At 71.3% G+C, this 26115-nt stretch carries 22 protein-coding genes and 1 riboswitch; of the genes, 10 read left to right on the top strand and 12 right to left on the bottom strand.

All coding sequences use genetic code 11. From position 1 onward, the window contains the following. The first annotated feature begins 221 nt into the window (after positions 1 to 221). A riboswitch (cyclic di-AMP (ydaO/yuaA leader) is annotated at positions 222 to 395 on the top strand. 7 nt (positions 396 to 402) lie between these two features. Further along, complete coding sequence (locus tag ACIRF9_RS14200) at positions 403 to 1551, top strand: NlpC/P60 family protein (protein ID WP_403820451.1); 1149 nt, start codon at positions 403 to 405, stop codon at positions 1549 to 1551. Positions 1552 to 1700: 149 nt separating this feature from the next. Then, positions 1701 to 2744 (top strand): tellurite resistance/C4-dicarboxylate transporter family protein, encoded by a 1044-nt coding sequence (locus ACIRF9_RS14195; RefSeq protein ID WP_403820448.1) that lies wholly within the window; start codon positions 1701 to 1703, stop codon positions 2742 to 2744. Here the strand turns inward: ACIRF9_RS14195 and ACIRF9_RS14190 are convergent. Next, the gene (locus ACIRF9_RS14190; protein ID WP_403820445.1) at positions 2722 to 3075 is read right to left on the bottom strand and encodes a hypothetical protein; all 354 of its coding nucleotides are present in this window, start codon (positions 3073 to 3075) and stop codon (positions 2722 to 2724) included. The genes ACIRF9_RS14195 and ACIRF9_RS14190 overlap by 23 nt on opposite strands. A 498-nt stretch (positions 3076 to 3573) precedes the next feature. On the opposite strand from ACIRF9_RS14190, the gene ACIRF9_RS14185 reads away from it, so the two are divergent. Continuing rightward, entirely contained in the window at positions 3574 to 4647 is a 1074-nt protein-coding gene (locus ACIRF9_RS14185; RefSeq protein ID WP_403820442.1) for an NlpC/P60 family protein, read from the top strand. Between the two features lie 82 nt (positions 4648 to 4729). On the opposite strand, the gene ACIRF9_RS14180 is transcribed toward ACIRF9_RS14185, so the two are convergent. Together ACIRF9_RS14180 and ACIRF9_RS14175 are read right to left on the bottom strand one after the other, a co-directional pair. Next, a complete protein-coding gene (locus tag ACIRF9_RS14180; protein WP_403820439.1) occupies positions 4730 to 5476 on the bottom strand; it encodes a LuxR C-terminal-related transcriptional regulator in 747 nt (248 codons plus the stop codon). Then, a complete protein-coding gene (locus ACIRF9_RS14175) occupies positions 5473 to 6801 on the bottom strand; it encodes a PspC domain-containing protein (protein ID WP_403820437.1) in 1329 nt (442 codons plus the stop codon). Before ACIRF9_RS14175 ends, ACIRF9_RS14180 begins: the two co-directional genes overlap by 4 nt. A 143-nt stretch (positions 6802 to 6944) precedes the next feature. On the opposite strand from ACIRF9_RS14175, the gene ACIRF9_RS14170 reads away from it, so the two are divergent. Together ACIRF9_RS14170 and ACIRF9_RS14165 are read left to right on the top strand one after the other, a co-directional pair. Then, entirely contained in the window at positions 6945 to 8642 is a 1698-nt protein-coding gene (locus ACIRF9_RS14170; protein WP_403820434.1) for a PspC domain-containing protein, read from the top strand. Beyond that, a complete protein-coding gene (locus tag ACIRF9_RS14165) occupies positions 8629 to 8874 on the top strand; it encodes a hypothetical protein (protein ID WP_403820432.1) in 246 nt (81 codons plus the stop codon). Before ACIRF9_RS14170 ends, ACIRF9_RS14165 begins: the two co-directional genes overlap by 14 nt. A 129-nt stretch (positions 8875 to 9003) precedes the next feature. Here the strand turns inward: ACIRF9_RS14165 and ACIRF9_RS14160 are convergent, their stop codons facing one another. Together ACIRF9_RS14160 and tnpA are read right to left on the bottom strand one after the other, a co-directional pair. Then, on the bottom strand, positions 9004 to 9525 hold the full coding sequence (locus ACIRF9_RS14160) for a DoxX family protein (RefSeq protein ID WP_403820429.1): 522 nt from the start codon (positions 9523 to 9525) through the stop codon (positions 9004 to 9006). A 333-nt stretch (positions 9526 to 9858) separates the two neighbouring features. Beyond that, the gene (gene tnpA / locus ACIRF9_RS14155) at positions 9859 to 10287 is read right to left on the bottom strand and encodes an IS200/IS605 family transposase (protein ID WP_403820426.1); all 429 of its coding nucleotides are present in this window, start codon (positions 10285 to 10287) and stop codon (positions 9859 to 9861) included. Between the two features lie 23 nt (positions 10288 to 10310). Here tnpA and ACIRF9_RS14150 point away from each other — a divergent pair, with 23 nt between their 5' ends. Next, entirely contained in the window at positions 10311 to 11633 is a 1323-nt protein-coding gene (locus ACIRF9_RS14150; protein ID WP_403820423.1) for an RNA-guided endonuclease InsQ/TnpB family protein, read from the top strand. 34 nt (positions 11634 to 11667) lie between these two features. Here the strand turns inward: ACIRF9_RS14150 and ACIRF9_RS14145 are convergent, their stop codons facing one another. Continuing rightward, entirely contained in the window at positions 11668 to 12957 is a 1290-nt protein-coding gene (locus tag ACIRF9_RS14145) for a hypothetical protein (protein WP_403820420.1), read from the bottom strand. Positions 12958 to 13158: 201 nt separating this feature from the next. Here ACIRF9_RS14145 and ACIRF9_RS14140 point away from each other — a divergent pair, with 201 nt between their 5' ends. Then, the gene (locus ACIRF9_RS14140; protein WP_403820417.1) at positions 13159 to 14076 is read left to right on the top strand and encodes a DUF4429 domain-containing protein; all 918 of its coding nucleotides are present in this window, start codon (positions 13159 to 13161) and stop codon (positions 14074 to 14076) included. Here the strand turns inward: ACIRF9_RS14140 and ACIRF9_RS14135 are convergent. Next, positions 14073 to 14867 carry a class II aldolase/adducin family protein gene (locus ACIRF9_RS14135; RefSeq protein WP_403820415.1) on the bottom strand — a complete coding sequence of 265 codons (795 nt, stop codon included), beginning with the start codon at positions 14865 to 14867 and terminating at the stop codon, positions 14073 to 14075. The genes ACIRF9_RS14140 and ACIRF9_RS14135 overlap by 4 nt on opposite strands. 172 nt (positions 14868 to 15039) lie before the next feature. On the opposite strand from ACIRF9_RS14135, the gene ACIRF9_RS14130 reads away from it, so the two are divergent. Beyond that, on the top strand, positions 15040 to 15513 hold the full coding sequence (locus ACIRF9_RS14130) for a pyridoxamine 5'-phosphate oxidase family protein (protein WP_403820413.1): 474 nt from the start codon (positions 15040 to 15042) through the stop codon (positions 15511 to 15513). Positions 15514 to 15524: 11 nt separating this feature from the next. Here the strand turns inward: ACIRF9_RS14130 and guaA are convergent, their stop codons facing one another. After that, positions 15525 to 17099 carry a glutamine-hydrolyzing GMP synthase gene (gene guaA, locus ACIRF9_RS14125; protein ID WP_403820410.1) on the bottom strand — a complete coding sequence of 525 codons (1575 nt, stop codon included), beginning with the start codon at positions 17097 to 17099 and terminating at the stop codon, positions 15525 to 15527. 281 nt (positions 17100 to 17380) lie between these two features. On the opposite strand from guaA, the gene ACIRF9_RS14120 reads away from it, so the two are divergent. After that, positions 17381 to 17662: a chorismate mutase gene (locus tag ACIRF9_RS14120; RefSeq protein ID WP_403820407.1), complete on the top strand. Its 282-nt coding sequence runs from the start codon at positions 17381 to 17383 to the stop codon at positions 17660 to 17662. Positions 17663 to 18313: 651 nt separating this feature from the next. Further along, a complete protein-coding gene (locus ACIRF9_RS14115; protein WP_403820405.1) occupies positions 18314 to 19345 on the top strand; it encodes an LPXTG cell wall anchor domain-containing protein in 1032 nt (343 codons plus the stop codon). Positions 19346 to 19435: 90 nt separating this feature from the next. Here ACIRF9_RS14115 and ACIRF9_RS14110 read toward each other — a convergent pair whose 3' ends face one another. The 4 genes from ACIRF9_RS14110 to ACIRF9_RS14095 form a co-directional block, all read right to left on the bottom strand. Next, positions 19436 to 21214 (bottom strand): GMC family oxidoreductase N-terminal domain-containing protein, encoded by a 1779-nt coding sequence (locus ACIRF9_RS14110; RefSeq protein WP_403820402.1) that lies wholly within the window; start codon positions 21212 to 21214, stop codon positions 19436 to 19438. 79 nt (positions 21215 to 21293) lie between these two features. Continuing rightward, a complete protein-coding gene (locus tag ACIRF9_RS14105; protein ID WP_403820399.1) occupies positions 21294 to 22925 on the bottom strand; it encodes a succinic semialdehyde dehydrogenase in 1632 nt (543 codons plus the stop codon). A 54-nt stretch (positions 22926 to 22979) separates the two neighbouring features. Next, positions 22980 to 24419 (bottom strand): protein kinase, encoded by a 1440-nt coding sequence (locus ACIRF9_RS14100; protein WP_403820396.1) that lies wholly within the window; start codon positions 24417 to 24419, stop codon positions 22980 to 22982. A gap of 19 nt (positions 24420 to 24438) precedes the next feature. After that, positions 24439 to 26094, bottom strand: coding sequence for a serine/threonine-protein kinase (locus ACIRF9_RS14095; RefSeq protein ID WP_403820393.1), 1656 nt, complete (start codon positions 26092 to 26094; stop codon positions 24439 to 24441). Positions 26095 to 26115 lie beyond the last annotated feature (21 nt).

The following is a 26115-nucleotide window of genomic DNA, read 5'->3' as shown; positions in this document are numbered from 1 at the left end:
CTAGGGTGCCCCACTGACAACGCGGAGCCGTCCCGGGAAACATGCCCACCCTCACCTTCCGAGGCGGCCGTATCACAGCATGTGATCCCATGGATGAGCTTTGCTCAAGGTAACGAAAATGTATCGGGCATATCGCCCATCAACCTTCACAGGGGCCACACGAGTTGGCTACCGTGCCGGGCAGGCCTCCACGGATCCCCACCGGCGAACCTCGCCGGGCCGCGCGGCCTCCGCCGAGTCCGGTGCGCCCTTGTGCGGCAGCCGGAGCCGGGGACCCACCGATTCCCCGGGGTGAATCGGCCCGACCGCCCAGTGGGGCAGGGCCGTAGGGCGCCCTTCCGAACCATCCGCCCGAACCCGACAGCTAACCCGGTAGGCGGACGATGGAAGGAGTCGCCTCCCTTGGCGTCGCAGCACCGCAAGCCGCGCTTCCCGGGCACCCGCGTGGCAGGCATACGCACGCCCGCCCTCGCCACCGCCGCCCTCACGTCCGTGGCCCTGCTCTCCCAGTCGGCCAACGCCGCCCCCGCCGACGACGGCAAGCCGAGCCTGGAGGAGGTCGAGAAGAAGGTCGACGACCTCTACCGCCAGGCGGAGTCGGCGACCGAGAAGTACAACGCCGCCAAGGAGAAGACGACCAAGCAGCGCAAGCGCGTCGACACGCTCCTCGACGACGTCGCCCAGCGCACCCAGAAGCTCAACGAGGCACGGGAGGAGCTGGGTTCCTTCGCCGCGGCCCAGTACCGCACCGGCGCCTCCGCCCCCGACACGGCGACCTTCCTGCTGGCCGACTCCCCGCAGGACTACTTCGACCAGACGCAGCTGATGAGCCGGCTGACCGACCGCCAGAAGGGCGCGGTCGACGACTACTTCACCGAGCAGTCGGCGACGATGAAGAAGCGGCAGGAGGCCACCGAGAGCCTCTCGGCGCTCACCGACACGCAGAGCGATCTGAAGACCGCCAAGGCCACGGTCCAGCAGAAGCTCGGCGACGCGCGCGAGCTGCTGTCGCAGCTGACGGCCCAGGAGAAGGCGCGGCTGGCGGCGATCGAGAAGCGGAAGCAGGAGGAGGCCGCGCGCAAGGCGGCGGAGCTCGCCCAGCAGCAGGCCGCCGAAGCGGCCGCCCAGCAGCAGAGCGCCGACACCTCCGAGACGACCGGCTCCTCGTCGTCCGGCACGGACTCGTCGTACGCCACCAAGGCCGAGAAGGCGCTCGCCTTCGCCCGCGCGCAGATCGGCAAGCCGTACGTCTGGGGCGCCACCGGCCCCGACTCCTACGACTGCTCCGGCCTCACCCAGGCCGCCTGGAAGGCCGCGGGCGTCACCCTCCCGCGCACCACCTACGACCAGGTGAACGCCGGCACCACCGCCTCCCTCGCCGACGCCCAGCCCGGCGACCTGGTCTTCTTCTACGACGACGTCAGCCACGTCGGCATCTACATCGGCAACGGCATGATGATCCACGCCCCGAAGCCGGGCGCGTACGTCCGCGAGGAGTCGATCTACTACGACGGAGAGTCGGGCATCCACAGCGTGGTTCGCCCGGCCTGAGGCAGTCACAGCGGCAGGCGTACCGCGGCCAGACCGAGGCACGCGCGCGTGAGGCGTTTTGTGCGACTACGCGCGCGTGCGCCGTTTTTTGCAGCCACGCGCGCGTGTGCCCCCGCGCAAGCCGCTCCGCACTCCTTAGCATCGGCCCCATGCCCGGCTCCTCCTCCCTTCGCGCCTGGTGGGCGCAGCGTCCGCCGGCGGCCGGGGCCGCCGTTCTGGCGACCGGCATCCTGTCCGTCGGACTGCACCTGGCGGGATACGAGACGTTGTCCCGCGTCGCGCTGGCGCTGGCCGGCGCCGCCTGGGTGGCGCTGGGCGCGGACTTCGTCGTACGCCTGGTGCGGGAGCGCGAGCGGTGGCTCGCGGAGGCGGGCACGCCGGCCGGACTGACCGCCGTGGCCGCCACGACCGTCCTCGGCACACGGGTCTCGGCGCTCGGCTGGCAGTCCCTCGCGTGGGCGTCGCTGGCCCTGTCGGCCGTGCTGTGGCCGGTGCTGCTGACGGGCGTCGCACGGCAGGTCGTACGGCATCTCGCGGGGCACCGGGGACGGCGGATGCCCGGGGACGTGTTCCTGTGCTGTGTGGCCACCCAGGGGCTCGCGGTGCTGGGCGCGACGCTCGCCAAGGCGGAGGCGATGACGTGGCCGGCGTACACGGCGCTGGCGCTGTTCTGGCTGGGGCTGGTGCTCTACGTGCTGATGCTGGCCCTGTTCGACTGGCGGCAGGTGACCGAGGGCGCCGGCGACCAGTGGATCGCGGGCGGGGCACTCGCCGTCTCGGCGTTCGCGGGGGCGAGGCTCATCGCCGCCGACCGCGGGGAGCTGTATCTGTGGAACGCCGACGACAGGGGCGCCCTGCGCGCGATGACCGTCGCGCTGCTCGTGCTCTCGCTGTGCTGGTACGCCGTACTGCTCGCCGCCGAGGTGTTCCGGCCGCGCCTGCGCTACGACGTCCGGCGATGGGCGACGGTGTTCCCGATGGGGGTGACGGCGGCGGCGATGCTCTCCGTCGCCGCGGCCGTCCGCATCCCGGGCCTCAAGGGGCCCGGGGAGGTGCTGCTGTGGGTCGCGGTGGCCGCGTGGCTGGCCGTCGCCGTGGCGGCGCTGGCCATGGTCCGCCGGTCCGTGACGGCCTCCGGGTTCCCCGGCTCCCCGGGATCCACCCGGTCCGTCAGGTCCAGAGGACCGCGATGAAGATGTTCGCCACGGTCAGCAGGCCGACCAGGCCGAACAGCGACTTGTCCACCTTCTCGTCGTCCCGCTTCACATAGACCAGGCCGAGGATCACGATCAGCAGCGCCAGCTTCACACCGATCTTGATGTTGTTGACGGGCTGGTCGTCGGCCTGATTGAGGCCGACCAGGATCACGCCCGTGACCAGCATCGTCGCCGCGCCGTGCAGCATGGCGGGGACGAAGCGGGCCGTGCCCTGGCCCATCGCCTTCATCTGTGTGAGGAAGCCGCCCAGGAGCGCGGCGATGCCGATGATGTGCAGGCCGACGAAAAGATGGATGAGTACGTCCATGAGGCCGGATGCTAATCAGCCGTGCCCGTGCCCCCCACACCGGCCCTCCCCATGTGACCTGGCTTGCATATATGCGTCCCATAGCAGCCTGCCGCGCCGAGGTGTCCCGGAATCGCCGCATCGGTCACCGCTCCGCGCGAAGCCGACGCCCCCGACCCGGCTCCCTCGACAGAAACGATCACCTGCCGGTCCACTCGCGCCATTTCCATACATCGCGTTACCAACCCGACACAGACGGGCCTAGCGTCCTCCCCCAGGTGACCGGCTCCCCACCGCCGCCCGGGCCAGGGGCGGCAGTCGGCCACCACCGCCGAGAAGGTCCGGCGGCGTGCCCCGCTCCCCCTGTGCGGGCCGCCGTCGGACAGGTCAGCCGCTCTCCTCGGTCGTCCGTCCGCTCCCTCGACGGCCGATGGGGCAGCCGACAGCCGTGGGTCCGTCCGACGCCCGTCCGACGACCGCCCGGCCGAAGCGGTCGTACGAAAGGACGTGCAGTCCCACGTGGCAGCGCACCGCAAGGCCCGACAGCGCTCGCTCGGCGGCCAGACGGCCCGTACGGCGTTCACCCTCGCCCTTGCCGGCGCGGCGACGGCCACGGCCTTCGACGGAACCGGACAGGCCGAGCCGCAGCTGACCGCCGCGCAGGTCAAGGCCAAGGTGGACAAGCTGTACCAGGAGGCGGAGGCGGCCACCGAGAAGTACAACGGCGCGCAGGAGGCGGCCACCGCCGCCGAACAACGTCTGGGGACGCTGCAGGACGAGGCGGCGCGCAAGGAGGAGAAACTCAACTCCGCGCGGGAGGCGCTGGGCTCGATGGCGGCGGCGCAGTACCGCAACGCCGGGCTCGACCCGGCCGTGCAACTGGCGCTCTCCGACAACCCCGACCAATATCTCGACGGCGCCGCCTTCGCCGAACGCGCCGGCGACCGGCAGTCGGCCGCCGTCACCCGTGTCCGCCGGCAACTGCGCGAGATCGAGCAGCTGCGCGGTGCCGCACGCGTCGAACTGTCCTCCCTCAAGGCCCGCCAGGCGGAGCTGAAGAAGCACAAGAGGACCATCACCGACAAGCTGGACGTGGCCCGCAGCCTGCTCTCCCGGCTGACGGCGGCGGAACGGGCCCGCATCGGAGCGGACACGGGCGGCACCGGCTCGGACGACCGCGCCTCCCGGGCCTCCTCCGGCGCACGCGACACCCTCCAGGCACCCGGCACCACCGCCGCCCCCAACTCCCGGGCGGCAGCCGCCGTTTCCTTCGCCTACTCCAAGCTCGGCAGCCCCTATGTCTGGGGCGCCACCGGCCCCGACGCCTTCGACTGCTCGGGCCTGGTCCAGGCCGCCTACCGCTCCGCCGGAGTCTCCCTCCCCCGCACCACCTACGCCCAGATCGGCGCCGGCCAGCGCGTCTCCCGCTCCGAACTCCTCCCCGGCGACCTGGTGTTCTTCTACTCCGGCATCACCCACGTCGGCCTCTACATCGGCAACGGCCAGATGATCCACGCCCCGAACCCGTCGGCCCCGGTACGGATCGCCCCCATCGACGAGATGCCGTTCGCGGGGGCGACGCGGGTGGTGTGAGAGGCGGGCGCGGCTCCGGGCGTGCCGTCGGCCGGCGTGACGTCGGACCAGTGGCCGCGCGATCGGCCCCGTGGCCGTGCCGTCACACCAGCCGACGGGCCGTCGCCCAGCGCGTCAGCTCGTGGCGGTTGGACAGCTGGAGTTTGCGGAGCACCGCGGAGACATGGGACTCGACCGTCTTCACCGAGATGAACAGCTGCTTGGCGATCTCCTTGTACGCATAGCCCCGGGCGATGAGGCGCAGCACCTCGCGCTCGCGCTGGGTGAGCCGGTCGAGGTCCTCGTCGACCGGCGGGGCGTCGGTGGAGGCGAAGGCGTCCAGCACGAACCCGGCGAGGCGGGGCGAGAAGACCGCGTCCCCCTCCTGCACCCGGAAGACGGAGTCGACCAGATCGGTACCCGTGATCGTCTTGGTGACATAGCCACGGGCGCCCCCACGGATCACCCCGATCACGTCCTCCGCCGCGTCCGACACGGACAGGGCGAGGAAGCGCACCGGCTGCTCGGCGTCGGCCATCAGCGAGGCACAGCGGCGCAGCACCTCCACGCCTCCGCCACCGGGCAGATGGACGTCGAGAAGGACCACCTCGGGCCGGGTCGCGGTGATGACGGTGACCGCCTGGTCGACGTCCGCGGCCTCGCCGACGACCTCGACCCCGGTCTGCTCGGTCTGGCCGATCTCGGCCTGCACGCCCGTGCGGAACATACGGTGGTCGTCGACGAGGACCACCCGCACGCGCCTCCCGCCCGTGCTCTCGCCGGAGGTCTGCGCCGGCTCGGCCGCCTCCCCCGCTCCCGCCGTTCCGTTCGTCTCGGTCGGGTCGCTCATGACGTCTTCTCCACCCTCTCCATCTCCAGCTCGACCTCCGTGCCGCCGCCCGGGACCGCCCGCAGCCGCGCCGTGCCGCCGTTGCGCTCCATGCGGCCGATGATCGATTCTCTAACGCCCATGCGGTCGGCGGGTATGGAGTCCAGGTCGAAGCCGGGGCCGCGGTCCCGGACGGACACGAACACCGCCCTGCCCTCGACTTCGGCGTAGACCTGCACGGCTCCGCCCTCGCCACCGTACTTGGCGGCGTTCACCATCGCCTCGCGCGCGGCCTGCATCTGTGCGCCGACCCGCTCGTCGAGCGGGCAGTCGCCCACGACCACGACCTCGATGGGCACGCCGTGCTTGTCCTCGACCTCGGCGGCGTTGCGCCGGACCGCGTCGGCGACCGTGGTCGGCTCGTCCGCCTCGTCCTTGCCCGTGCCCTCCGGCTTGTAGAGCCAGGTGCGCAGGTCCCGCTCCTGGGCGCGGGCGAGGCGGCGCACCTCGCTCGCGTTCTCCGCGTTGCGCTGGATCAGAGTCAGGGTGTGCAGCACGGAGTCGTGGACGTGGGCGGCGACCTCGGCGCGCTCCTGGGCCCGGATGCGCATCAGGCGCTCCTCGGAGAGGTCCTGGGTCATCCGGACCAGGTAGGGCCCGGCGAGGAGCGTGATGCCGACGAGCACGGCGAGCGCCGCCTGCAGGACCGAGTCGAGATGGGCGGCGGAGCCCTGCAGGACGAAGATGCCGGAGACGCCGGCGGTGACGAGGAGGACGCCGGCACCGGCCCGCAGCAGCGTGAGCGTGCGGCGTCTTCGGCCGACCTCGACCCAGCGGGCCCGGCGGGCGTTGTCCGCCTGGCGCCAGACGAGGGCGACCCCCGCGCCGACGAGCACGGCGGGCAGCAGATACGCCTTGGCACCGCTGCCCAGGTTCACATTGCTGACGAAGACCAGGGCGACGACGACCATGAGCAGCAGGGCGACGATCTGGCCCCGGTCCGGTCTGCGGGCGACCAGCCTGCGGCGGCCGTCGGGCGCGGTCTCGGTGGAGACGAGCGACGGGGGCTTCTGGTCGCCGACGCCACCGACGCCGAGCGGCACGAAGAACCAGAAGGCCGCGTAGAGCAGGGCGCCGAGGCCGTCCGCCATGAACAGGCCGACGAAGACGAGCCGTACCCACACGACGGGCAGCCCGAGATGCCCGGCGAGCCCCCGCGCCACGCCACCCAGCCAGCGTCCGTCGCTGCTGCGGTAGAGCTTGCGCGGCGGCCGCGGTTCGACGAGTGGCGCTGCTGCGGCTTCCGGCATGCCACCGATGGTCACACGGCGGGCGGTCCCGGGCATCAGGGTTCTCCCCCGAGACGCCCCTGATCTTCGGCCCGGCCGCAGGTCGAACGCCTCCCGGGCGCCGCCTCAGGGCCGATATCAGGGTCCGGCCAGGGTCGTTCCGACTCCCGCCGGGGCCGTCGGGCCGACACCATGGACTCATGGAAAATCACCAGCACGCCTCGGACGCCGTGCCCGACGAGGGCACCGCGCCCGACGCGGCCGCCCCGTCCACCGGCGCCCAGGGCGCCGCAGGTGAGCAGCCCCGCGCGCACAGGCGGGCGGGCGCACCCGCGCACGGAGAACACGGAGAACACGGAGAAGACGGAGAAGACGGAGAAGACGGAGCACGCGACATGTCCGAGGAGCCGACCCGGCCCGGGAAGGCAGGCGGGCCCGAGGAGACGGGAGGGGCAGGGGCGGTGAAGGACAGGCGGGGCGACGACACCCTCACCGCCGCCGAGGCCGCGGTCAGCGCGGCGACGGCCGCGGCAGCCGCCGAAGCCGCGGCTGATGGAGCCGCGTCCGCGGCAGCCGCCGCGGAGTCAGCCGCGGGGTGGGGTGTGGATGAAGGCGCCGAAGCGGTCGAGCGGCCCGGGTTCCGGCGCGACCGGCGGCACAAGGTGCTCGCCGGGGTGTGCGCGGGGCTGGGCCGGCAGTGCGACATGGACCCGGTGATCTTCCGGATCACGCTCGCCGTGCTCTCCGCGACCGGCGGCATCGGCCTCATCTTCTACGGCTTCGCCTGGCTCTTCGTCCCGTACTCCGACGAGGAGCAGAACGAGGTGCGCAAGCTGCTGACCGGCCGGGTCGACGGCCAAGCCCTCGTGGCCGTGCTGTTCGCGCTGGTCGGCTGCGGTGTGTTCCTGTCGATGCTGAAGAACGGCGGTGTGCTGACCTTCGCCGTGGTCCTCTCCCTTCTTCTCGCGGGAGCCGGGTACTGGTCGCGGCACCGGGACTCCTCCGACCCCGACCCGCTGGCCGCACAGGCCGTCGCCGACGCCCCGCCGGAGGCCCAGGCGCCACCGGTCCCGGCCGCCTACCCCTCGTGGTGGCGCGACCCCATAGTCAAGGACGGCACACATGTCGGCGGCACCGGCTATCTGTGGGGTCCCCGGGACCCGCGCGACCGGGACATCACGGCGGCCATCAACGTCAGCCTCATAGGTCACAGGAGCGGTCGCGAGGGCATACGCGTCCCGCCCGGCCGCTCCCCCGCTCCACGCGGGCCCCGCTGGACAGGCGGCTGGGTGTTCCTGCTGGCGGTGCTCGTGGGCGGGCTCGTCACCCGGCTCACCTGGGACGACCACCCGCTCGGCACCAGCCTGCAGGCCGGTCTGGCCGCCGCGCTCATCGTGTTCGGCGCGGGCATCGCGGTCAGCTCGTTCCTGGGGCGCACGGGCGCGGGGTCGGTGTTCCTGGCGATCGTGACGGCGGGTCTGCTGGCTTGCTCGGCGGTTCTGCCCAAGGACGTGGGCACCCACTGGATCGACACGACCTGGCGGCCGGCGGCGGTGGCGGACGTGCGGGAGTCCTACGACCTCGGCACCGGTGACGGGACGCTGGACCTGTCCCGGCTGGACCTGGCCAAGGGGCAGACGGTGAGCACCAACGCGGAGGTGGGGGTGGGCCGGCTCAGGGTGATCGTGCCGCCGGACGTGACGGTGCACGTGAGCATCGATGTGGGGCTGGGCGACATACAACTGCCCGGCGAGGACAAGGAGGACGTGGACGTGGAGCCGGGCAAGAACCGGACGGCGACGCTGTCGCCGGTGTCGGGCGCCAAGGACGCGGGGACGCTCGACCTCGACCTCCAGGTCGGGGTGGGACAGGCGGAGGTGACCCGTGCTGCGGCATGAGTTCCAGCCGGGGAGGCTGGTCGCCGGCGCGTTCTTCACTCTCGCGGGTGTCATCTACGCGGGTGACGCGGGCGGACTCTGGGAGACGCCGTGGTTCGCGATCATCCCGCTGCTCGTGGCCGGCCTCTGCCTCGCCGGCGCGACGGGCGTGGTGGCCCGGTCCATACGCAGACGCCGCCGCCCCGGCCGGGGCACACCGACCGGGGCAACGGACACGAACAGCACGATGTGACAGACGGGAAGCGAAGGCACGCCTGCCGATGAAGGCACGCCTGTCGACGAGGGCGCTGCTGCCCATGCGGGCGCGACCGCCAGCGGCAGGACGGGGAAGAGCCCCGCCTCGGGAATCGGTCCCGCAGGGTCAGTCAAAGCCTCCCGCGCGTTGTCGGCGCCTGTTGCGCCAAGCGGCGTCGAGGGAGAGGTAGGGGGCGCCGGCGAGGACGAGGGGGAGCCAGGCCATGAGGTAGATGAGGTCGTTGCCGTAGTAGTACGGGTCGGAGGCCCAGCTGACCGTCAGCCACAGGGAGAGGGAGATCAGCGCGCCGCCGAGGGCGGCCAGGCGGGTGAGGAGGCCGATCAGGGTGCCGATACCGACGGCGAGTTCACCGAGGGCGATGGCGGCGCCGAAGCCGACCGGGTTCTTCAGGGCCAGGTCGACCAGGGCCGGGATGGCCGAGGAGTCGCGGACCGCGCGCATGGTGTCGCCGATCGAGCCCGCCCCGCCGTCCTTCATGAAGGCGCTGTCGGTGAGTTTGTCCAAGCCGGCGTAGATGAAGGTGACGCCCAGGAAGATACGTAGAGGAAGGAGGGCGTACCGGGTGGCGGTGTCCCGCCAGTCCCGTCCGCCGCCGTCGAGATATGGGGGGTAGGTGTCCGTCCGCATGCCGTGAGTCATCGTCCGTAGCCGCCTCTCGCCAGGAGTGGTGGGACCCCTCAACAGACCATACGTACGAAATGGGGGGTGCGCTCAACTGTTTGCACGGCCTGGGTGCCCCTGTGGTTCACTCCGCACACGTTCACTCGGGCCCGCGGGTTCACTCCACCCCCGCTCACCTGGGTCCGGTAGGCGGTCCTCGGTCTACTCCGTCTGCACCCTCTACCTTTGATCTTGCGCAGTGCTCCGCCCTTCAGGGCGGTGGTGAAGCGCATCTCGGAATTGCTCTGGCCTCGGCTGTGGGCAGGGATCCGCGCTGTTGGCCGACGCTCACGACGGCCGTCACATGGGGCGCTGCTGGTTCTCGATGTACTGGCGAACGACGGTCAGCGGTGCTCCGCCACAGCTTCCGGCGAAGTAGGAGCCAGACCAGAAGTGGCCGCCCCACAGGTAGCGACGGACGTGAGCGTCGTACTCCTTGCGCAGGTAGCGGGAGGAGACGCCCTTGAGGGAGTTGACCAGCTTGGAGAGCTGGACTTTGGGCGGGTAGTGCACGAGCAGGTGGACGTGGTCCTCTTCGCCGTTGAACTGCTTCAGTTCAGCCTCGAAGTCCTCGCAGACCTCCCGCATGATCTCTTCGCAGCGCGTCAGCATCTCGCCCGTCATGGCCCTGCGCCGGTACTTGGTGACAAACACCAAATGGACATGAAGGTTGTGGACGACATGACGGCCGGTGCGCACATCGGGATTTGGATTCCAGTGCGGTGACATAGACCGAATGGCACAGTGATCGCATGGCAACGGAACGTGCACAGGAGAAGCGGCAGTTCGGGCACCGCGCCCGGCTGGCACTGACCCCTGCGCAGATCCGGCTCATCGACGCCCAGGCGCACGCCGCCCGTACGACGTGGAACCTCCTGCATGACTGGTGGACGATGCTGCCTAAGGGCAAGCGCACACTTGCCGCGGCGGACGCCGCGATCCGCCAGGCGCGCAGGGACATCGACTGGCTCGCGGCCCTTCCCGCCCAGGCCGCCCAGGCGGTGCTGAAGACCTACTTTCAGGCGTGGAGGAACTGCTGGGAGGGGCGGGCCGAGGCGCCGAACTTCAAGGCCCGTCTCCGCACGGTGATGAGCGTGGACGTCCTGCAGGGTCGCGACCTCCAGATCAAGCGCGTGCACCGCCGCTGGGGCATGGTCAACATTCCCAAGGCCGGCCGTGTCCGCTTCCGCTGGACCAAAGACCTCCCCATCGGCAAGACCGCCGGCACCGACAACAAGATCACCGGCGCCCGGCTGGTCAAAGACGCGCTCGGCTGGCACATCGCCTTCCGCGTCCAGACCCTCAACGCCGTGCCCGAGCCTCACACCGGTCCCGAGGTCGGCATCGACGCCGGAGTCAACATCCCCCTGGCCCTGTCCGACGGTCACCACCAGGACCACGGTCGCCCCGCCCGCCTCCCGGACGGCACAGCCGACCGGGACAAGTGGCTCAACCCCAATGAAAAGGCCAAGCCGCTCCGCCTGGAGCAGCGGGCCGCGCACCGCAAGAGCTTCCGCAAGCCGGGGCGGAAAACCTCCAACCGGCTGAAGCGGACCTACGACCAGATCGCAAGCCTCCGCGCGACAGCCAAGCGCAGGGCGAGTGACTGGCAGCACCAGACCACCACCCACCTTGCCCGCACCTACGGCGTGATCGTGGTGGAAAAACTGGACATCCCGAACATGGTCAAGAGTGCCAGAGGCACCATCGAGAACCCAGGGAAGAACGTCGCCCAGAAGTCCGGCCTCAACCGCTCCATCAGCCAAGAGGCGTGGGGACGCACCGTGACGATGCTGACGTACAAGGCCGCCCGCCACGGGGGCACCCTGCACAAGGTTCCCGCCCCCGGCACCTCCCGGCGCTGCTCGATGTGCGGCTTCACCACACCGGGCAGCCGGGAGTCCCAGGCCGTGTTCGTATGCAAGAACGAAGGCTGCGGATGGTCCGACAACGCCGACCACAACGCCGCACGGAACGTCTTGCACCTGTACCGGATGGGCCACGCGCTCGTCCCGGCTGCCGGAAGGGCAGTCGTCAGGCGCACCCGCGGCGTCAAGCCCGCCACCGCAAGGTAGGAGGGAATCTCCCGGCTTCAGCCGGGAGAGCACTTCAATCGGTGACGTCGATCGTGTAGCGGTTCGTCTCGACGCCCGCCGCGGTGACCACCTGGACGTCCACGCGGCCGGGTTCCACGTCTGCCGGGACCGGGACGGTGAGGACGGCGTCGGTGGGGTTGCTGAAGCCGCCGGTGACGGGGACGAGGGGGACGTGGACATGGACGGGGCCGATGCGGACGACCATGCGGGAGAGGCGGTCGGCGGTCTGGGCGCCGGGCGGGACGAAGCCGGCGCCGCGGATCTCGATGTCGTCGCCGGTGCGGATGGGGGCGTCGAGGTCACCGGCCTCGCGGGAGCGGACAACAGAGAGGATCACGGGGCGGCCGCCCTCGGCGTACTTGCCGGCGAGGTAGGTCGCGGCCGAGACCAGGACCACGACCGCGAGGCCCCAGGGCAGATCGGGGAGCTGGTCGGGGCGGCGGGCGAGGCGGACCGCGGCGAAGGCCAGGGCGACGGCGCTGATCACGACGTACTGGATGTCGGCGAAGGTGCCGCGGCCGGAGTCGTCGGTGAGGAGGTCGGCCGCCCGGGGGCGGTGGGCGCGGACCTTCTGGAGCCGCTGGGCGAGGACGCGCAGGCCGACCACCCGGCGGACCAGCACCGCGATGCCGCAGACCACCGCCAGGACGGTCACCACGCCGGCGCCGTGGGTGAGGTCGAGGCCGGAGAGGAGGGCGTCGCGTTCGGTGTGGCCGGAGGCGGCGGCGAGGCGGCCGACGAGGACGAGGACGGCGTAGGAGAGGAGGAGGACCCAGGCGGCGGCGACGGCGCGGGAGGTGGAGAGGCGGTTGTCCTCGCCGATGACGGGGGCGAGGGCGCCGCCGCGGGCGCGGTGGAACCAGGAGGCGGTGGTGAGACCCCCGGCCACGAGGAGGGCGGCGAGGAGTCCGGCGGTGCGGGCCGAGGTCCAGCCCGCGCCGATCGCCGTCAGGGACTGGACCAGGAGGAGGACGACGACCGCGGCCCACACGGTGACGGCCGTGCGCAGCCAGAGGCGGGAGAGCCAGGCCTCGCCCTCGGCGCGGCCGCGTTCGGCGACGAGTTCGGCGGACTGGGTGAGTTCCTCGGAGACCCACTGGCGGGAGGCGGAGGCGGAGTGGGCGACGGCGGCGGGCAGGCCCTGTCCGGCGGCGAACTCGTCGCGTTTGAGCAGGAACGCGGCGACCGCGCGCCGGTGTCCCTCGCGGGCGCCGTGCGGGCAGTCCCCGCAGGTGCAGCCGCCGTCGTGGGTACCCGCGCCCGTGCTCGGGTTCGCGCCCTGTCTCGCCTCCTGTACCGCCACGTCCGACGCCCGCCTTCCCCATGAACCGAACGAGCGGCGACCTCTGGGGACCCGGTGTGGATCCCGGTCGCCGCCCTGCTGACAACCCGCCCCTGATGACAGCGAATTGTGCCCTACGGCACACCGTGTCCTTCCGGCAGGTCTGGTCCGTACGGGTGAAGAAGGCGCTGTCCGTGTTGACCCGGCTGCGAGAATTTGCGTATGGCCGAGATCATCCAGCGTGACGGGAGCTGGGCCTTCGACGGTACGACGATCCGGATCACGCCGGGGCTCCACCGTTCGGTGCCGCTGTTCCGGCAGACGTACGGGGAGATCGCCGTGCCGTTGGAGGCGGTCGCCGGGATCGTCTACGAGCCCGAGCGGCGGCGCGGGCGGCTGCGGATGCGGCTCCGGGAGGGTGCGGATCCGCTGCTGCAGGCGACGGGCGGGCGGCTGCCGGAGGCGGCGGATCCGTATCGGCTGGCGGTGGACGTGGACCGTTCCGGGGTGGCCGAGTACGTCGCCGAGGAGATCCGGCACGCGCTGCTGCTCGACCAGGTCCCCAAGGAGCCGACCAAGGCCTATCTGCTGCCGGGTCCGCCGGTGCCGGTGTCGGTGCGTTCCTCCGACGGCACGGTCTCCTTCGACGGCACGCAGGTCCGGATCGACTGGGCGGACACCTCGGACCGGGTGAAGCGGGCGACGGGGCCGCGGATCATCGCGGTCGGGGATCTGGTGCAGGTCGAGTGGCTGCCCAACTCCGGCTACGAGGACGGCTTTCTGCGGTTCGTGACCCGCGAGACGCCCTTCTCGACTCGGCCGGCCTCGAAGCTGCCGGCGGAGAAGGACCCGTATGCGCTGGACCTGTGGGGCAATGTGCGGCGGGACCTGCTGACCGCGCTGGTGGCGACGGCGGTCACCGCGCGGCTGCCGCATCCCTCGGCCCAGGCGGGCGTCGAGGGGGCGGACACCCCGCACCGGCGCCCGGCGGCCGTTCCCGCGCAGGCCGACCACCACGACGTACTGCTGCGGCGGCTGCGCGAACTGGGGGAACTGCACCGGGACGGCGTGCTGACGGACGACGAGTTCGCGATGACCAAGGCCGTGATACTGCGCGGGTTCCAGGGATCGGGGCCCTAGCTCAGCAGGTCCGGTTCGCTGCGGCTGATGTCCTGCCAGAGGGGCTGGTAGTTGATCCAGGCCACGAGGTCGCCGCCGAGTTGTTCGCGGGTCGCCACCGCTGCCCTGTGGTCGATGAGCAGGGGGCGGCCGGCGGCGCGGGCGGTGAGCTGGACCTGGCTGGAGCGTTCCATGGACATGAACCACCAGGCGGCCGCGTCGACCGAGTCGCCGACGGTCAGCAGCCCGTGGTTGCGCAGGACGAGGGCCTTGCGGGAGCCGAGCGCGGTCGCGATGCGCCGGCCCTCCTCGGTGTCGACGGCTACGCCGGTGTAGGCGTCGTAGAGGGCGTGGTCCTCGTAGAAGGCGCAGCTCTCCTGGGTGATGGGGTCGAGGAGTTCGCCGAGGGCGGCGAGGGCGCGGCCGTGGACGGAGTGGCAGTGGGCGACGGCGACGACGTCGGGGCGGGCCGCGTGGACCTGGGCGTGGACGGTGAAGGCGGCCTGGTTGACGTGGTAGCGGCCCTCGATGACCTGACCGTCCGAGTTGGCGAGGACCAGATCACTGACGGTGACGTGCTTGAACGGCATGCCGAATGGGTTGACCCAGAAGCAGTCGCTGAACTCGGGGTCGCGGGCCGTGATGTGTCCGGAGACCCCGTCCTCGAAGCCGAACCGTCCGAAGAGGCGTACGGCGCCTGCCAGGCGTTCCTTGCGGTGCCGGCGCTCGTCCTCCACCGAGTCGTGCATCGGCGGCATGGCGAACTGCAGCCGGTCGGTGGGCAGCGGGGCAGGCGGCGTGGGCCCATGCATCGGTCCTCCAGCACTGGGTGGGTGTACGGGCGGAAGTTACCGTCGGTCAGCGCAGGAGAACAGGCTTGTTATGTAAAGATGACGTGCGGCGCCAGAACACGACAGGATTCCGACAGAACACGCCCGTCGAAAGACGACAGACGATGTCGGGTATCGAAGCCAGACTCGGTGCATGACATCGAACTGGGCGGCGTTCGCCGCGGCGGAACCCGATCTCGCGAGGACCGTCGAGGAGCGCTTCGGCGCGTTCACGCATCACGTCCTGGCGACCCTGCGCAAGGACGGCTCTCCGCGGACCACGGGCCTGGAGGTCCGTTTCCTGGACGGTGAGCTGTGGCTCGGCATGATGCCCGACTCGGTCAAGGCGCTCGACCTGCGGCGCGACCCGCGTTTCGCGCTCCAGGCCAACCCGGGCGAGGGCACGGGGATGGGCGGCGGGGACGTACGGATCGGCGGGCGCGCGGTCGAGGTCGACGACCCGGCGGTGAAGGGCGCGTACATGAAAGAGGTGGAACCGCCGGAGCCGTTCCACCTCTTCCGCACCGAGCTGACGGAGGTCGTCAGGACCTACGTCGAGGACGAGACGTATCTCGTCGTGCAGGTCTGGAAGCCCGGTGAGCCGCTGCGCGTCGTCAGGCACAAGTGAGCTTCACGGGCTCACTCCCACTCGATGGTGCCCGGCGGCTTGGAGGTCACGTCGACGACGACACGGTTGACGTCACGCACTTCGTTGGTGATCCGGGTGGAGATCTTCGCGAGGACGTCGTACGGCAGCCGCGACCAGTCGGCGGTCATGGCGTCCTCGGAGGAGACCGGGCGCAGCACGATCGGGTGGCCGTAGGTGCGGCCGTCGCCCTGGACGCCGACGCTGCGGACGTCCGCGAGCAGGACCACCGGGCACTGCCAGATCTCGCGGTCGAGACCGGCGGCCGTGAGTTCCTCGCGGGCGATGGCGTCGGCGTCGCGGAGCAGGTCGAGCCGGTCCTTGGTGACCTCGCCGACGATCCGGATGCCGAGGCCCGGTCCCGGGAACGGCTGGCGCTGGACGATCTCCTCGGGCAGGCCGAGCTCCTGGCCGACCATGCGGACCTCGTCCTTGAAGAGCTTGCGCAGCGGCTCGATCAGCTTGAACTCGAGGTCCTCGGGGAGGCCGCCCACGTTGTGGTGGGACTTGATGTTGGCCGTGCCGGTGCCGCCGCCGGACTCGACGACGTCGGGGTACAGGGTGCCCTGGACGAGGAACTCCACGGCCGGGCCCTCGTCCGCGATGATCTCGGCCTGGGCCTGCTCGAAGACGCGGATGAACTCGCGGCCGATGATCTTCCGCTTCTCCTCGGGGTCGGAGACCCCGGCGAGCGCCTTCAGGAACCGCTCCTCGGCGTCCACGACCTTCAGCTGGACGCCGGTCGCGGCGACGAAGTCCTTCTCGACCTGCTCGGTCTCGCCCTTGCGCATCAGGCCGTGGTCGACGTAGACGCAGGTCAGCTGGGAGCCGATGGCCTTCTGGACGAGGGCGGCGGCCACGGCGGAGTCGACGCCGCCGGACAGACCGCAGATGGCGCGGCTGTCGCCGACCAGCTCACGGATCGCGGCGACCTGCTCCTCGATCACGTTGCCCGTGGTCCAGGACGGGGTGAGACCGGCGCCGCGGTAGAGGAAGTGCTCCAGGACCTGCTGGCCGTGCGTGGAGTGCATGACCTCGGGGTGGTACTGGACGCCGTAGAGCTTCTTCTCGTCGTTCTCGAAGGCGGCGACCGGGACGACGTCCGTGGAGGCGCTGACGGTGAAGCCCTCGGGGGCGGCGGAGCAGGCGTCGCCGTGCGACATCCACACGGCCTGCTCGGCGGGGGTGCCCTCGAAGAGGGTGGAGGACGACCTCGACACATGGAGGTCCGTACGGCCGTACTCACGGGCGCCGGTGTTGTCGACCGTGCCGCCGAGGGACTGGGCCATCAGCTGGAAGCCGTAGCACATGCCGAAGACGGGGACGCCGGCCTCGAAGAGGGCGCGGTCGACGGTCGGGGCCCCTTCCTCGTACACGGACGAGGGGCCGCCGGAGAGGATGATCGCCGCCGGGTTCTTGGCGAGCATCTCCTGGACCGGCATGGTGCTCGGCACGATCTCGCTGTAGACCCGGGCCTCGCGGACCCGACGGGCGATGAGCTGGGCGTACTGCGCGCCGAAGTCGACGACCAGGACGGTGTCGGGGGCGGCGGGGGTCGCTGATGACACGGGGTGCCTTCCGGCGGTTGGGCGGGGGCTGTGGTACCGAGTCTAACGGGGTGGGCGTGGGCGGCCTCGCCGTCGTCCGCTGTGGCATACTCGCCCCATGCTCGCGCACTCGACCTTCCTCTTTACCTATGGCACCCGGCCCACCGGCTGCCATGGTCGTGCTGCTTGAGCAACTGACAAGCGACTTCCCCAGGCGCCCCGGGCCGACAAGGTCCGGGGCGCCTGGCGTTTTTCCGGACCTTGCCGCTCCGGGGCACCCCACCTACCGATGAGGAGCCCCCATGACCGCCCTCGACGTCACCGGCGCCCGCACCCCCGAGGCCGCCGACGTGATCACCGGCGCGCGTGAGCGCATCGACGCCCTCGACGACCGGATCATCGGGCTGATCCAGGAGCGGATGGCCGTGTCCGCCGTCATTCAGGAGGCCCGGATCACCTCGGGCGGCCGGCGGGTGAACCTCTCGCGTGAGATGGAGGTCCTCGGCCATTACAGGGACGCGCTGGGCAAGCCCGGCACCGCCCTCGCGATGACGCTGCTGGAGCTGTGCCGGGGTCGCATCTGAGTTCGGCGCGCCTCTCACCCGTACGGCGCGTGACCGGCGTCGGCGGGCTTCGTTGGATCTGGTGTCCGTTCCAGCCAGGGGCGGGCCCGGAAGAAACCACGCGTGGCTCACTGGAGCGATGAGACGGACGGATCGTGCCGTGCGTCGTGGGACCTCGCTCCAGGAAAGTGACCGGACGGCAGGGGACAGCAGCCCGGTCACCCAAGAGAACGGTCGGCCTCGGGGACGCCCGGGGCCGACCGGCGGACATGGCAAAAACGCACAAGGGCTGGGTCAAACGGTTGCGGGCGCCGCGTTCATCCAGCACGATGCGTAGAAAGCCCCCAACAGCCCCAAGTCCCGTCCCGGACAACCCTATTGCGTGCTTTGTCCCGGATGACTGCCAGAGGTCCAGACCATTCAGCGGCGCAACCCCCCGGCGCCGCTTTCCAGGCACCGGCGCTGCCCTGACGCCGGTGCTGACGAGAAGAAGGGCCCCGCAGATCCGTTCTGCGGGGCCCTTCGTCATGTCGTGACGCAGGTCACATAAAGTTCCTGTGAGGCGAGGACAACTGTTCACAGGATTCGCGGGTCACACCTATCGAAACAAGGGTCACTCCCGCGCCCCACATTCGCGGAAGACCTCCCCCTACACGATCTTCCGAGGTCTTCATGAAGCTTCGCCGGACTCTCGTCACCGCGGCCGCGACGGCCGCTCTGGTGCCGTACGCCCTGCTCTCCGCGCCCGCCGCGTTCGCGGAGGAGACCGGCTCGCCGTCCGCGAGCAGCTCCGAGTCGCAGACCGCCTCCGCGTCCGCGTCCGACACCTCCAGCCCGTCCGGGTCCGCGTCCGACACCTCGTCGCCCTCGTCGTCCGAGTCGCAGACCGGCAGCGCCTCCGGCTCGCCGTCCGGCTCCGCGTCGCAGTCCTCGTCGTCCTCCGCGTCCTCCTCGGCCTCCGAGAGCTCGACGGCGGACGAGAGCGATGCCCCGTTCGACCCCGTCACGGACTGCAAGTCCATCGACTGGGACGACGACCTCAGCGCCACGATCAAGGGGCTGCCGAGCAAGATCGTCGCCGGCTCCGGCTGGCACGGCTTCAAGTACACCGTCGAGAACAACACCGGCACCGACCTGAAGAACGTCTACATGGCGACGTACCTCGAATACGAGGACGAGGACGTCGACGACTGGCTGTCCGACGGGCTCGCCGTCATCCAGGTCAAGGAAGACGGCAAGTGGACCAACGCCTACCAGGAGTCCTTCGAGGACGGGGCCGGCGGGTCGGTCAACATCAGCAGTTCCTTCGTGGGTCTGCTCGACGAACTGGAGAAGGACACCTCCGCCACCTTCGACCTCCGTGTGAAGGTCGAGGCGTCGGCTCCGGCGGGCTCGTCGGTCGCGCTGAGCGAGGCCGTGTACGCGGGCGAGAACGCCGACTGCCACCTCGGCGGTGCGGTGTACGACGTCCAGATCCTCGCCGCGGGCAGTGACTCCGGCGGCAGCGACGACGCGACGCCGAACGGCGACAAGCCCACGGACACCAAGCCGCAGGGCAGCGCCAAGCCGATCAGCGGCAGCCTCGCCTCCACCGGCTCCGACTCCTCGCTCCCCGTCATCGGTCTCGTCGGCGGCGCCGCCGTCGTCGCCGGTGCGGGTGCGGTCCTCGCGGTCCGCCGGCGCAAGACCGGCGCGCACGCGTAACGCACCGCAGACCAGCGAAAGGGACCTGCGCTCGGAGGGGGGTGCAGGTCCCTTTCGCTTGCCCGCGGTCGCTCGGTCCTACGGCATCCGCTACTTCTTCGGCGGCACCGTCGGCATCCCCAGGAACGGCAGGCGCAGCGCGCCGAACGCGTCCGCCGGGACCGCCGGCTCGCGGGGCTCCACCGGCTTCAGGCGCTCGTACGCCGTCCCCTGCGCCGGACGCGGGTCCGCCTCGCCCTGGTTCGGCCAGTACGACATCGCCCGCTCGGCCTGAGCGGTGATCGTGAGCGACGGGTTCACGCCCAGGTTCGCGGAGACGGCGGCGCCGTCGACGACGGAGATTCCGGGGTGGCCGTAGAGGCGGTGGTACGGGTCGATGACACCCGTCTCGCGGGAGTCGCCGATCGGGCAGCCGCCGAGGAAGTGGGCGGTGAGCGGGGTGCCCATCAGCTCGCCCACGTTGGAGCCGGCGAAGCCGTTGATCTCGGCGGCGATCGCGGAGGCGGCCTCCGAGGCGGCCTTGATCTGCTTGGGGTTGGGGGCGCCGTGGCCCTGGCGTGCCGTCAGCAGGCCCCTGCCCACGCCCGTCGGCTTCAGATACGTCGTCAGCGAGTTGTCCAGCGACTGCATCACCAGGCCGATGATGGTCCGCTCCGACCAGCGCCGGTTGGAGAGCGAGCGCAGGACGAGGAGGGGATGGCGGGCGGCGTTGGCCAGCCAGCCGGCGACCCTGGACGAGCCCTCCGCGTACGGGACCTGCAGGATCGACAGGCCGCCCATCGAGTTGGAGCCCTTGCCGTAGCGGACCGGTTCGATGTGGGTGTTCTCGTCGGGGTGGACCGAGGACGTGATGGCGACTCCGCGGGTGAAGTCCGCCTTCGCCCGGCCGGTCGCCCTGCGGTAGCGGCGGTCGTCGGTCTGGGCGCCGACCAGTGCCTCGGAGTTGGTGCGGGTCAGCTCGCCCAACCGGTCCGACAGGTACGGGAGCTGTCCGTTCGCCTTCATACGGTGCAGCAGGGTCTGGGTGCCGTAGGTGCCGGCGGCGAGGACGACCCGGCGGGCCTTGAAGGTCCGCCCCTTCGACGGGCGGCGGTCGTCGGTCGGCAGGGTCGCCACCGCGTAGCCGCCCTGCGAGTCGTCCGTGACCGACACGACCGTCGTCAGCGGGTGCACGACCGCGCCCGCCTTCTCGGCGAGGTGGAGGTAGTTCTCGTTGAGGGTGTTCTTCGCGCCGTGACGGCAGCCGGTCATGCACTCCCCGCACTCGGTGCAGGCGTTGCGGGCGGGGCCCGCGCCGCCGAAGTAGGGGTCTGCGACCTGCTCCCCCGGCTTCGCCTTCGCGACGCCGTCCGCGTCCTCGCCGTCGCCGAAGAAGACGCCGACCGGCGCGAGGTGGAAGGTGTCGCCGACGCCCATCCGCTCGGCCGCCGCCTTCAGGTGTTCGTCGGAGGGGGTCGTCGTCGGGTTGAGCCGTACGCCGAGCATGCGGCGCGCCTGGTCGTAGTACGGCTTCAGCTCCTCCTGCCAGTCGGTGATGTCACGCCACTGGGGGTCGTCGAAGAAGGCCTTCGGCGGGACGTAGAGGGTGTTGGCGTAGTTGAGGGAGCCGCCGCCGACTCCCGCGCCGGCCAGCACCATGACGTTGCCGAGGAGGTGGATGCGCTGGATGCCGTAGCAGCCGAGCCTGGGGGCCCACAGGTAGTTCTTCAGGTCCCAGGAGTTCTTCGGGAGGGTTTCGCGGGTGAAGCGGCGGCCTGCTTCCAGGACACCTACCTTGTAGCCCTTTTCCGTCAGGCGGAGGGCTGTCACCGAGCCGCCGAAGCCTGACCCGACGACGAGGACGTCGTAGTCGTAGGTGTCCTGAGGCACGATTGCTCCTCTTTGAGTTTCCGTGCGGGTCGTACGTGGTTGCTCGCGCAGTTCCCCGCGCCCCTGAAAAGCAGGTTGGCTACCTGAGCCTCAGTGCCTTCATCACCCGCAAGCTCGTGCTCATGAACTGGGCGTACTTCTCGTCCGTCATGCCCAGGGCCGGCGCCATCGGGAGGAGGCGCTGCTGAGCGACCGTCTGGGCCTCCGTGTACTTGAGGATGCCCTCGGAGCCGTGGCGGCGGCCGAGGCCGGAGTCCTTCATACCGCCCATCGGGGACTGGACGCTGCCGTAGGCGGGGGCGTAGCCCTCGTTGACGTTGACCGTGCCGGTGCGCAGGCGGGCGGCGACCGCGCGGCCGCGGGCGCCGTTCTTCGTCCACACCGACGAATTGAGGCCGTACGACGTCGAGTTGGCGAGCTCGATCGCCTCGTCCTCGGTCTTGAAGCGGTAGATCGAGACGACCGGGCCGAAGGTCTCCTCGCCGCACACCGCCATGGGCTCGGTGACGCCGTCGAGGATCGTCGGCTCGTAGAAGTAGGGGCCGATGTCCGGGCGGGCGGTACCGCCCGCGACGACCTTCGCGCCCTTGGCGACGGCCTCCTCCACGTGCCGGGTCACGGTCTCCAGCTGGCGCGGGCCGACCAGGGAACCCATGTCCGCGCCGTAGGCGAGGGAGTTGCCGAGGCGCATGCCCTTGGTGCGGGTGGCGAAGCGCTCGAGGAAGGCGTCCGCTATCGACTCGTGCACATAGAGCCGCTCGATGGAGATGCAGAGCTGGCCGGCGGAGGAGAAGCAGGCGCGGATCGCGCCCGCGGCCGCCTTCTCGATGTCGGCGTCCTCGAGGACCAGCATGGCGTTCTTGCCGCCGAGTTCGAGGGACACGCCGACCAGGCGGGCCGCCGCACCTTGCGCGACCTCGCGCCCCGTACGGGTGGAGCCGGTGAAGGAGACGTAGTCGGCGTGCTTGACGAGCTCGGGGCCGACGACGGGGCCCTCGCCGAGGACGACCTGGAAGACGTCGGCGGGCAGGCCGGCCTCGATGAGGAGGTCGCGCGCCCACAGGGCGGTCAGGCAGGTCTCCGTGTCGGGCTTCATGACGACGGCGTTGCCCGCGACGAACGCGGGGAGCGCGTCGCCGACGGACAGCTCCAGGGGGTAGTTCCAGGGGGCGATCTGGCCGACGACACCGCGCGGGTGGCGCAGTTCGGTGACCTTCGTGAGGGTCGGCATGGCGCCGGCGTGCCGCTTCGGCCTGAGGTAGGCGGCGGCGCGGCGGCCGTAGTGGCGGGCGGCCACCGCCACGGCCTGCACCTCCTCGTGGGCGTGCAGCCGCGCCTTGCCGGTCTCCAGCTGGATCAGGTCGAGGACCTCGGCCTGCCGCTCCAGGACCAGGTCGTGGAAGCGCAGCAGGACGGCGGCGCGCTCCCGTACGGGCGTCCGCTCCCACACCGCCTGCGCGGCGCGGGCCGCCTCGAATGCCTTGAGTACGTCCTCGGGGGTGGACTCGGGCAGGTCGGCGAGCTTCTCGCCGCTGAAGGGGCTGTGGTTCGCGGTACGGCCGGAGCCGACGACGCCCTTGGTCAGCTGGGCGACGAGCTGGGGAGTGACCACGTCGGCGGCGGTGCGGACGCCGGCGGGGGCGGGGGCGAGGGGGTTGGTACCGGCCGTGGTCTTCGTACCGGTCTGTTCCGGGGCCTGCGAGTCCGTCATGACGCGCAGGGTATGCCGCGAGGAGGACTTTGGGTACCCGCCGGTAACGGGCATTCACCGACCGCTCACACGACGCCAGTGTCCACTGGCAACGAACCTGCTGATCAGGCCGTTGTGCCGGGGGTTCAGGCGGTTTCGATCCACCGACGTCCCCTGGCCTCCCACCGAAGCGCCCTGATCCCGCGCCGGTACGCCCTGGCCCTCCGCCACCGCCTCCCGACCCTGCGCCCCCACTCCCTCACTCTCCGCCACCGCCCGACCCCGCGCCGCCACACCCTCGCCCTCAACCACCACCGCCCGACCCCGCGCCGCCACACCCTCGCCCTCCGCCGGGGCATCCCCGTCCCACGCCGCCACACCCCGACGCTCCACCGAAGCATCCCCGTCCCACGCCGCCACACCCCGACGCTCCACCGAAGCATCCCCGTCCCGCACCGACACACCCCGACGCTCCGCCGAGGCGTCCCCGTCCCGCACCGCCACACCCTGACGCTCCACCGAAGCATCCCCGTCCCGCACCGCCACACCCCGACGCTCCGCCGAGGCGTCCCCGTCCCGCGTCAGCCCACCCCCGCCTTCCGACACCGTCTCCCCACCCCGCACCAACCCACCCCGGCCCGCCGGCGACAGCCCCCGCCCCCCGGCCACCGCCTCCAACTCCGCGGCCGCCTCCTCCGCCCCCGGGCGACCCGCCGGGTCCCGGGTCAGGAGGTGGAGGAGCAGCGGGGCCAGGGGGCCCGCGTGGTCCGGGGTGGGTGGGGCTTCGGTCAGGATTGCGGTGAGGGTGGACTCCGGGGTCGTACGGCGGAACGGGGGGCGGCCCTCGACGGCGGTGTGGAGGAGGACGCCGAGCGACCACAGGTCGGAGGCGGGGCCGGCGCCGCGGCCGGACATGCGCTCGGGGGCGACGAACTCGAGGGAGCCCACGAACTCGCCCGTGGCGGTGAGGGACTCCTCGCCCTGGATGTGGGCGATGCCGAAGTCGGTGAGGACGACGCGGCCGTGCGGGCCGAGCAGGACGTTGGCGGGCTTCACGTCGCGGTGGACGATGCCGACGGCGTGCGCCGCGCGCAGGGCGCCCAGGACGGCGAGGCCGATGCGGGCGGCCTCGGCGGGATCGAGGGGGCCGCGCGCGAGCACCTGGTGCAGGGACTCGCCGCGTATCAACTCCATGACGATCCAGGGGAGTCCGTCCCCTCCGGCATCGGCCTGTCCTTCCTCCACCACCACGTCGAGGATGGAGACGGCGGACGGATGGTCGACACGGGCGGCGGCGCGGGCCTCCCGGTAGAGGCGATGGGCGGCCCGGCGGTAGACCTCGTCCTCGGGGTGGCCGGGCAACCGGGGCTGCTTGACGGCGACTTCACGGTCCACGAGCGCGTCGTGGGCCCGCCAGACGGTGCCCGTGCCGCCGGAGCCGATCCGTTCGAGCAGCCGGTAACGCCCGCCCACCGTACGGTCCTTGGCGCCTACGGGGTCACCGTCGTTGCTCATGCCCCATGCCTACCACGACCTACGGCTTGTCCACGTCCAGGTTCGCGATCGCCGTCCGCGCCACCTCGCGGCCCCGCTCGGTGAAGTCGCCCTTGCCGGGATAGCCGATCAGCAGCTTGTACATGTCGCCGGTGGACGACTTGTAGTAGAAGATCCTCAGCTCGCGCGGGAGCGGGTCCTGACTGTCGTCGGTGGTGTAGACCACCGTGTTCTCGGCGGCCGGTTCACCGTCCCGGTACTTCACGTTGTCGTCGGTTTGGGTACGCGGCGTCGGCGTCTTCGGCATGTCGAGCTCGTAGCTGCCGGACTCCTTGAACTCCCCGTCGTCGGCGTACATCTCGGCCGCCGCGGAGGCCTTGATGTCCTTGCTCGTGTCCTCGGCCTTGCGGGCCACCTCCAGAACGACCGAGACCGCACCGCTCGGGTCGGTGAAACTCACCCAGTGCTCGTCGTCCCTCCGGTCCTTCTCGGGCTCGCTCCGCACATAGGTGCCGGGCACCGCCAGCGTCGCGGTGAGGTCCTTCTCGTGGTGCTTCGCCCAGCCGTCCGGCAGCGGTCCGGCGAACGGGTCGGCGATCGTCACGTACGCCGTCACCGCCGCCGCGACGACCGCGACCCCCAGCCCGATCCACACCGTACGGGCCAACCGACGGCGCCGGGCGGGCGCGTCGGCCTGCCGCACGACCTCCGTGGGCTGCGGCGGCTGCGGCGCGGGCGGGTTGGCGGCGGCCTCCAGCAGCGCCCGCACCCGCGCGGCGTCGGGGCGGCGCGCCGGGTCCTTGTCCAGCAGCCCGTTGACGGCCTCGGCGAGCGGGCCGTGCGCGGCGGCGGGCGGGGCGGGCGCGGCGTTGAGGACGGACTGCAGGGTGGCCGGCGTGTTGCTGCGGCGGAACGGCGACACGCCCTCCGTGGCCGCGTAGAGCACCACCCCGAGGGACCACAGGTCGGACGCCGGCCCGGGACGCTGCCCGAGGACCCGCTCGGGCGCGATGTACTCGGGCGAGCCGACGAAACCGCCGGTGTCGGTCAGATTGGTCTCGCCCTCGATCTGGGCGATGCCGAAGTCGGTGAGCACGATCCGGTCGTGACGGCCGAGGAGGATGTTGTCCGGCTTGACGTCCCGGTGCAGGATGCCCGCCGCGTGCGCGGCCTCCAGCGCGCCCAGCACCTCCAGGCCGATCCGGGCGGCCTCGCGCCCGCTGAGCGTGCCCTCCTGGAGGGCGCTGCCGAGCGAGCGGCCGTGGACCAGCTCCATCACGATCCACGGCTGTCCGTCGACGACCGCGACATCGTGCACATTGACCACGGCGGGGTGGTCGAGCCGGGCCGCCGCCCGCGCCTCGCGCCGCATCCGCTCGAACGCGTTGGCCCGTTCACGGTCGGGAAGATGGTCCGGTACGCGGGGTTCCTTGACGGCGACCTCACGGTCCACGGTCTCGTCCTTGGCCCGCCACACCGTGCCCATGCCGCCGTGCCCGAGCTTGGCGAGCAGCCGGTAGCGCCCGGCGATGAGCCGCCCGACGCCCGGCTCCTGCGGCGGCGCCTGCGGGGGCCCCTGGGCCGGGGGCGGTACGACGGCGTGCTGCGGGCTCTGCCGGTTCTGCGGATTCGGCGGTTGCAGAACGAAACTCGTCGTCTCGTCGGACTCGTGGCCGACGCCCCCGTTGTGACTCATGGGTCCATCCATATCGCGCCA

Origin of the sequence: Streptomyces sp. NPDC096132 (assembly GCF_044763345.1) — a bacterium.
Lineage (GTDB): Bacteria > Actinomycetota > Actinomycetes > Streptomycetales > Streptomycetaceae > Streptomyces.
The sequence above is the reverse complement of the archived record's forward strand: the minus strand, read 5'-3'. Positions and strand labels throughout refer to the sequence as shown.

What these genes read in the sequence shown, in the direction of transcription:
- ACIRF9_RS14195 (WP_403820448.1), top strand. Translation starts at nt 1,701, where the DNA reads ATGCCCGGCTCCTCCTCCCTTCGCGCCTGGTGGGCGCAGCGTCCGCCG.
- ACIRF9_RS14190 (WP_403820445.1), bottom strand. Translation starts at nt 3,075, where the DNA reads ATGGACGTACTCATCCATCTTTTCGTCGGCCTGCACATCATCGGCATC.
- ACIRF9_RS14180 (WP_403820439.1), bottom strand. Translation starts at nt 5,476, where the DNA reads ATGAGCGACCCGACCGAGACGAACGGAACGGCGGGAGCGGGGGAGGCG.
- ACIRF9_RS14175 (WP_403820437.1), bottom strand. Translation starts at nt 6,801, where the DNA reads ATGCCCGGGACCGCCCGCCGTGTGACCATCGGTGGCATGCCGGAAGCC.
- ACIRF9_RS14170 (WP_403820434.1), top strand. Translation starts at nt 6,945, where the DNA reads ATGGAAAATCACCAGCACGCCTCGGACGCCGTGCCCGACGAGGGCACC.
- ACIRF9_RS14160 (WP_403820429.1), bottom strand. Translation starts at nt 9,525, where the DNA reads ATGCGGACGGACACCTACCCCCCATATCTCGACGGCGGCGGACGGGAC.
- tnpA (WP_403820426.1), bottom strand. Translation starts at nt 10,287, where the DNA reads ATGTCACCGCACTGGAATCCAAATCCCGATGTGCGCACCGGCCGTCAT.
- ACIRF9_RS14150 (WP_403820423.1), top strand. Translation starts at nt 10,311, where the DNA reads ATGGCAACGGAACGTGCACAGGAGAAGCGGCAGTTCGGGCACCGCGCC.
- ACIRF9_RS14140 (WP_403820417.1), top strand. Translation starts at nt 13,159, where the DNA reads ATGGCCGAGATCATCCAGCGTGACGGGAGCTGGGCCTTCGACGGTACG.
- ACIRF9_RS14135 (WP_403820415.1), bottom strand. Translation starts at nt 14,867, where the DNA reads ATGCATGGGCCCACGCCGCCTGCCCCGCTGCCCACCGACCGGCTGCAG.
- ACIRF9_RS14130 (WP_403820413.1), top strand. Translation starts at nt 15,040, where the DNA reads ATGACATCGAACTGGGCGGCGTTCGCCGCGGCGGAACCCGATCTCGCG.
- ACIRF9_RS14120 (WP_403820407.1), top strand. Translation starts at nt 17,381, where the DNA reads ATGACCGCCCTCGACGTCACCGGCGCCCGCACCCCCGAGGCCGCCGAC.
- ACIRF9_RS14115 (WP_403820405.1), top strand. Translation starts at nt 18,314, where the DNA reads ATGAAGCTTCGCCGGACTCTCGTCACCGCGGCCGCGACGGCCGCTCTG.
- ACIRF9_RS14105 (WP_403820399.1), bottom strand. Translation starts at nt 22,925, where the DNA reads ATGACGGACTCGCAGGCCCCGGAACAGACCGGTACGAAGACCACGGCC.
- ACIRF9_RS14100 (WP_403820396.1), bottom strand. Translation starts at nt 24,419, where the DNA reads ATGAGCAACGACGGTGACCCCGTAGGCGCCAAGGACCGTACGGTGGGC.
- ACIRF9_RS14095 (WP_403820393.1), bottom strand. Translation starts at nt 26,094, where the DNA reads ATGAGTCACAACGGGGGCGTCGGCCACGAGTCCGACGAGACGACGAGT.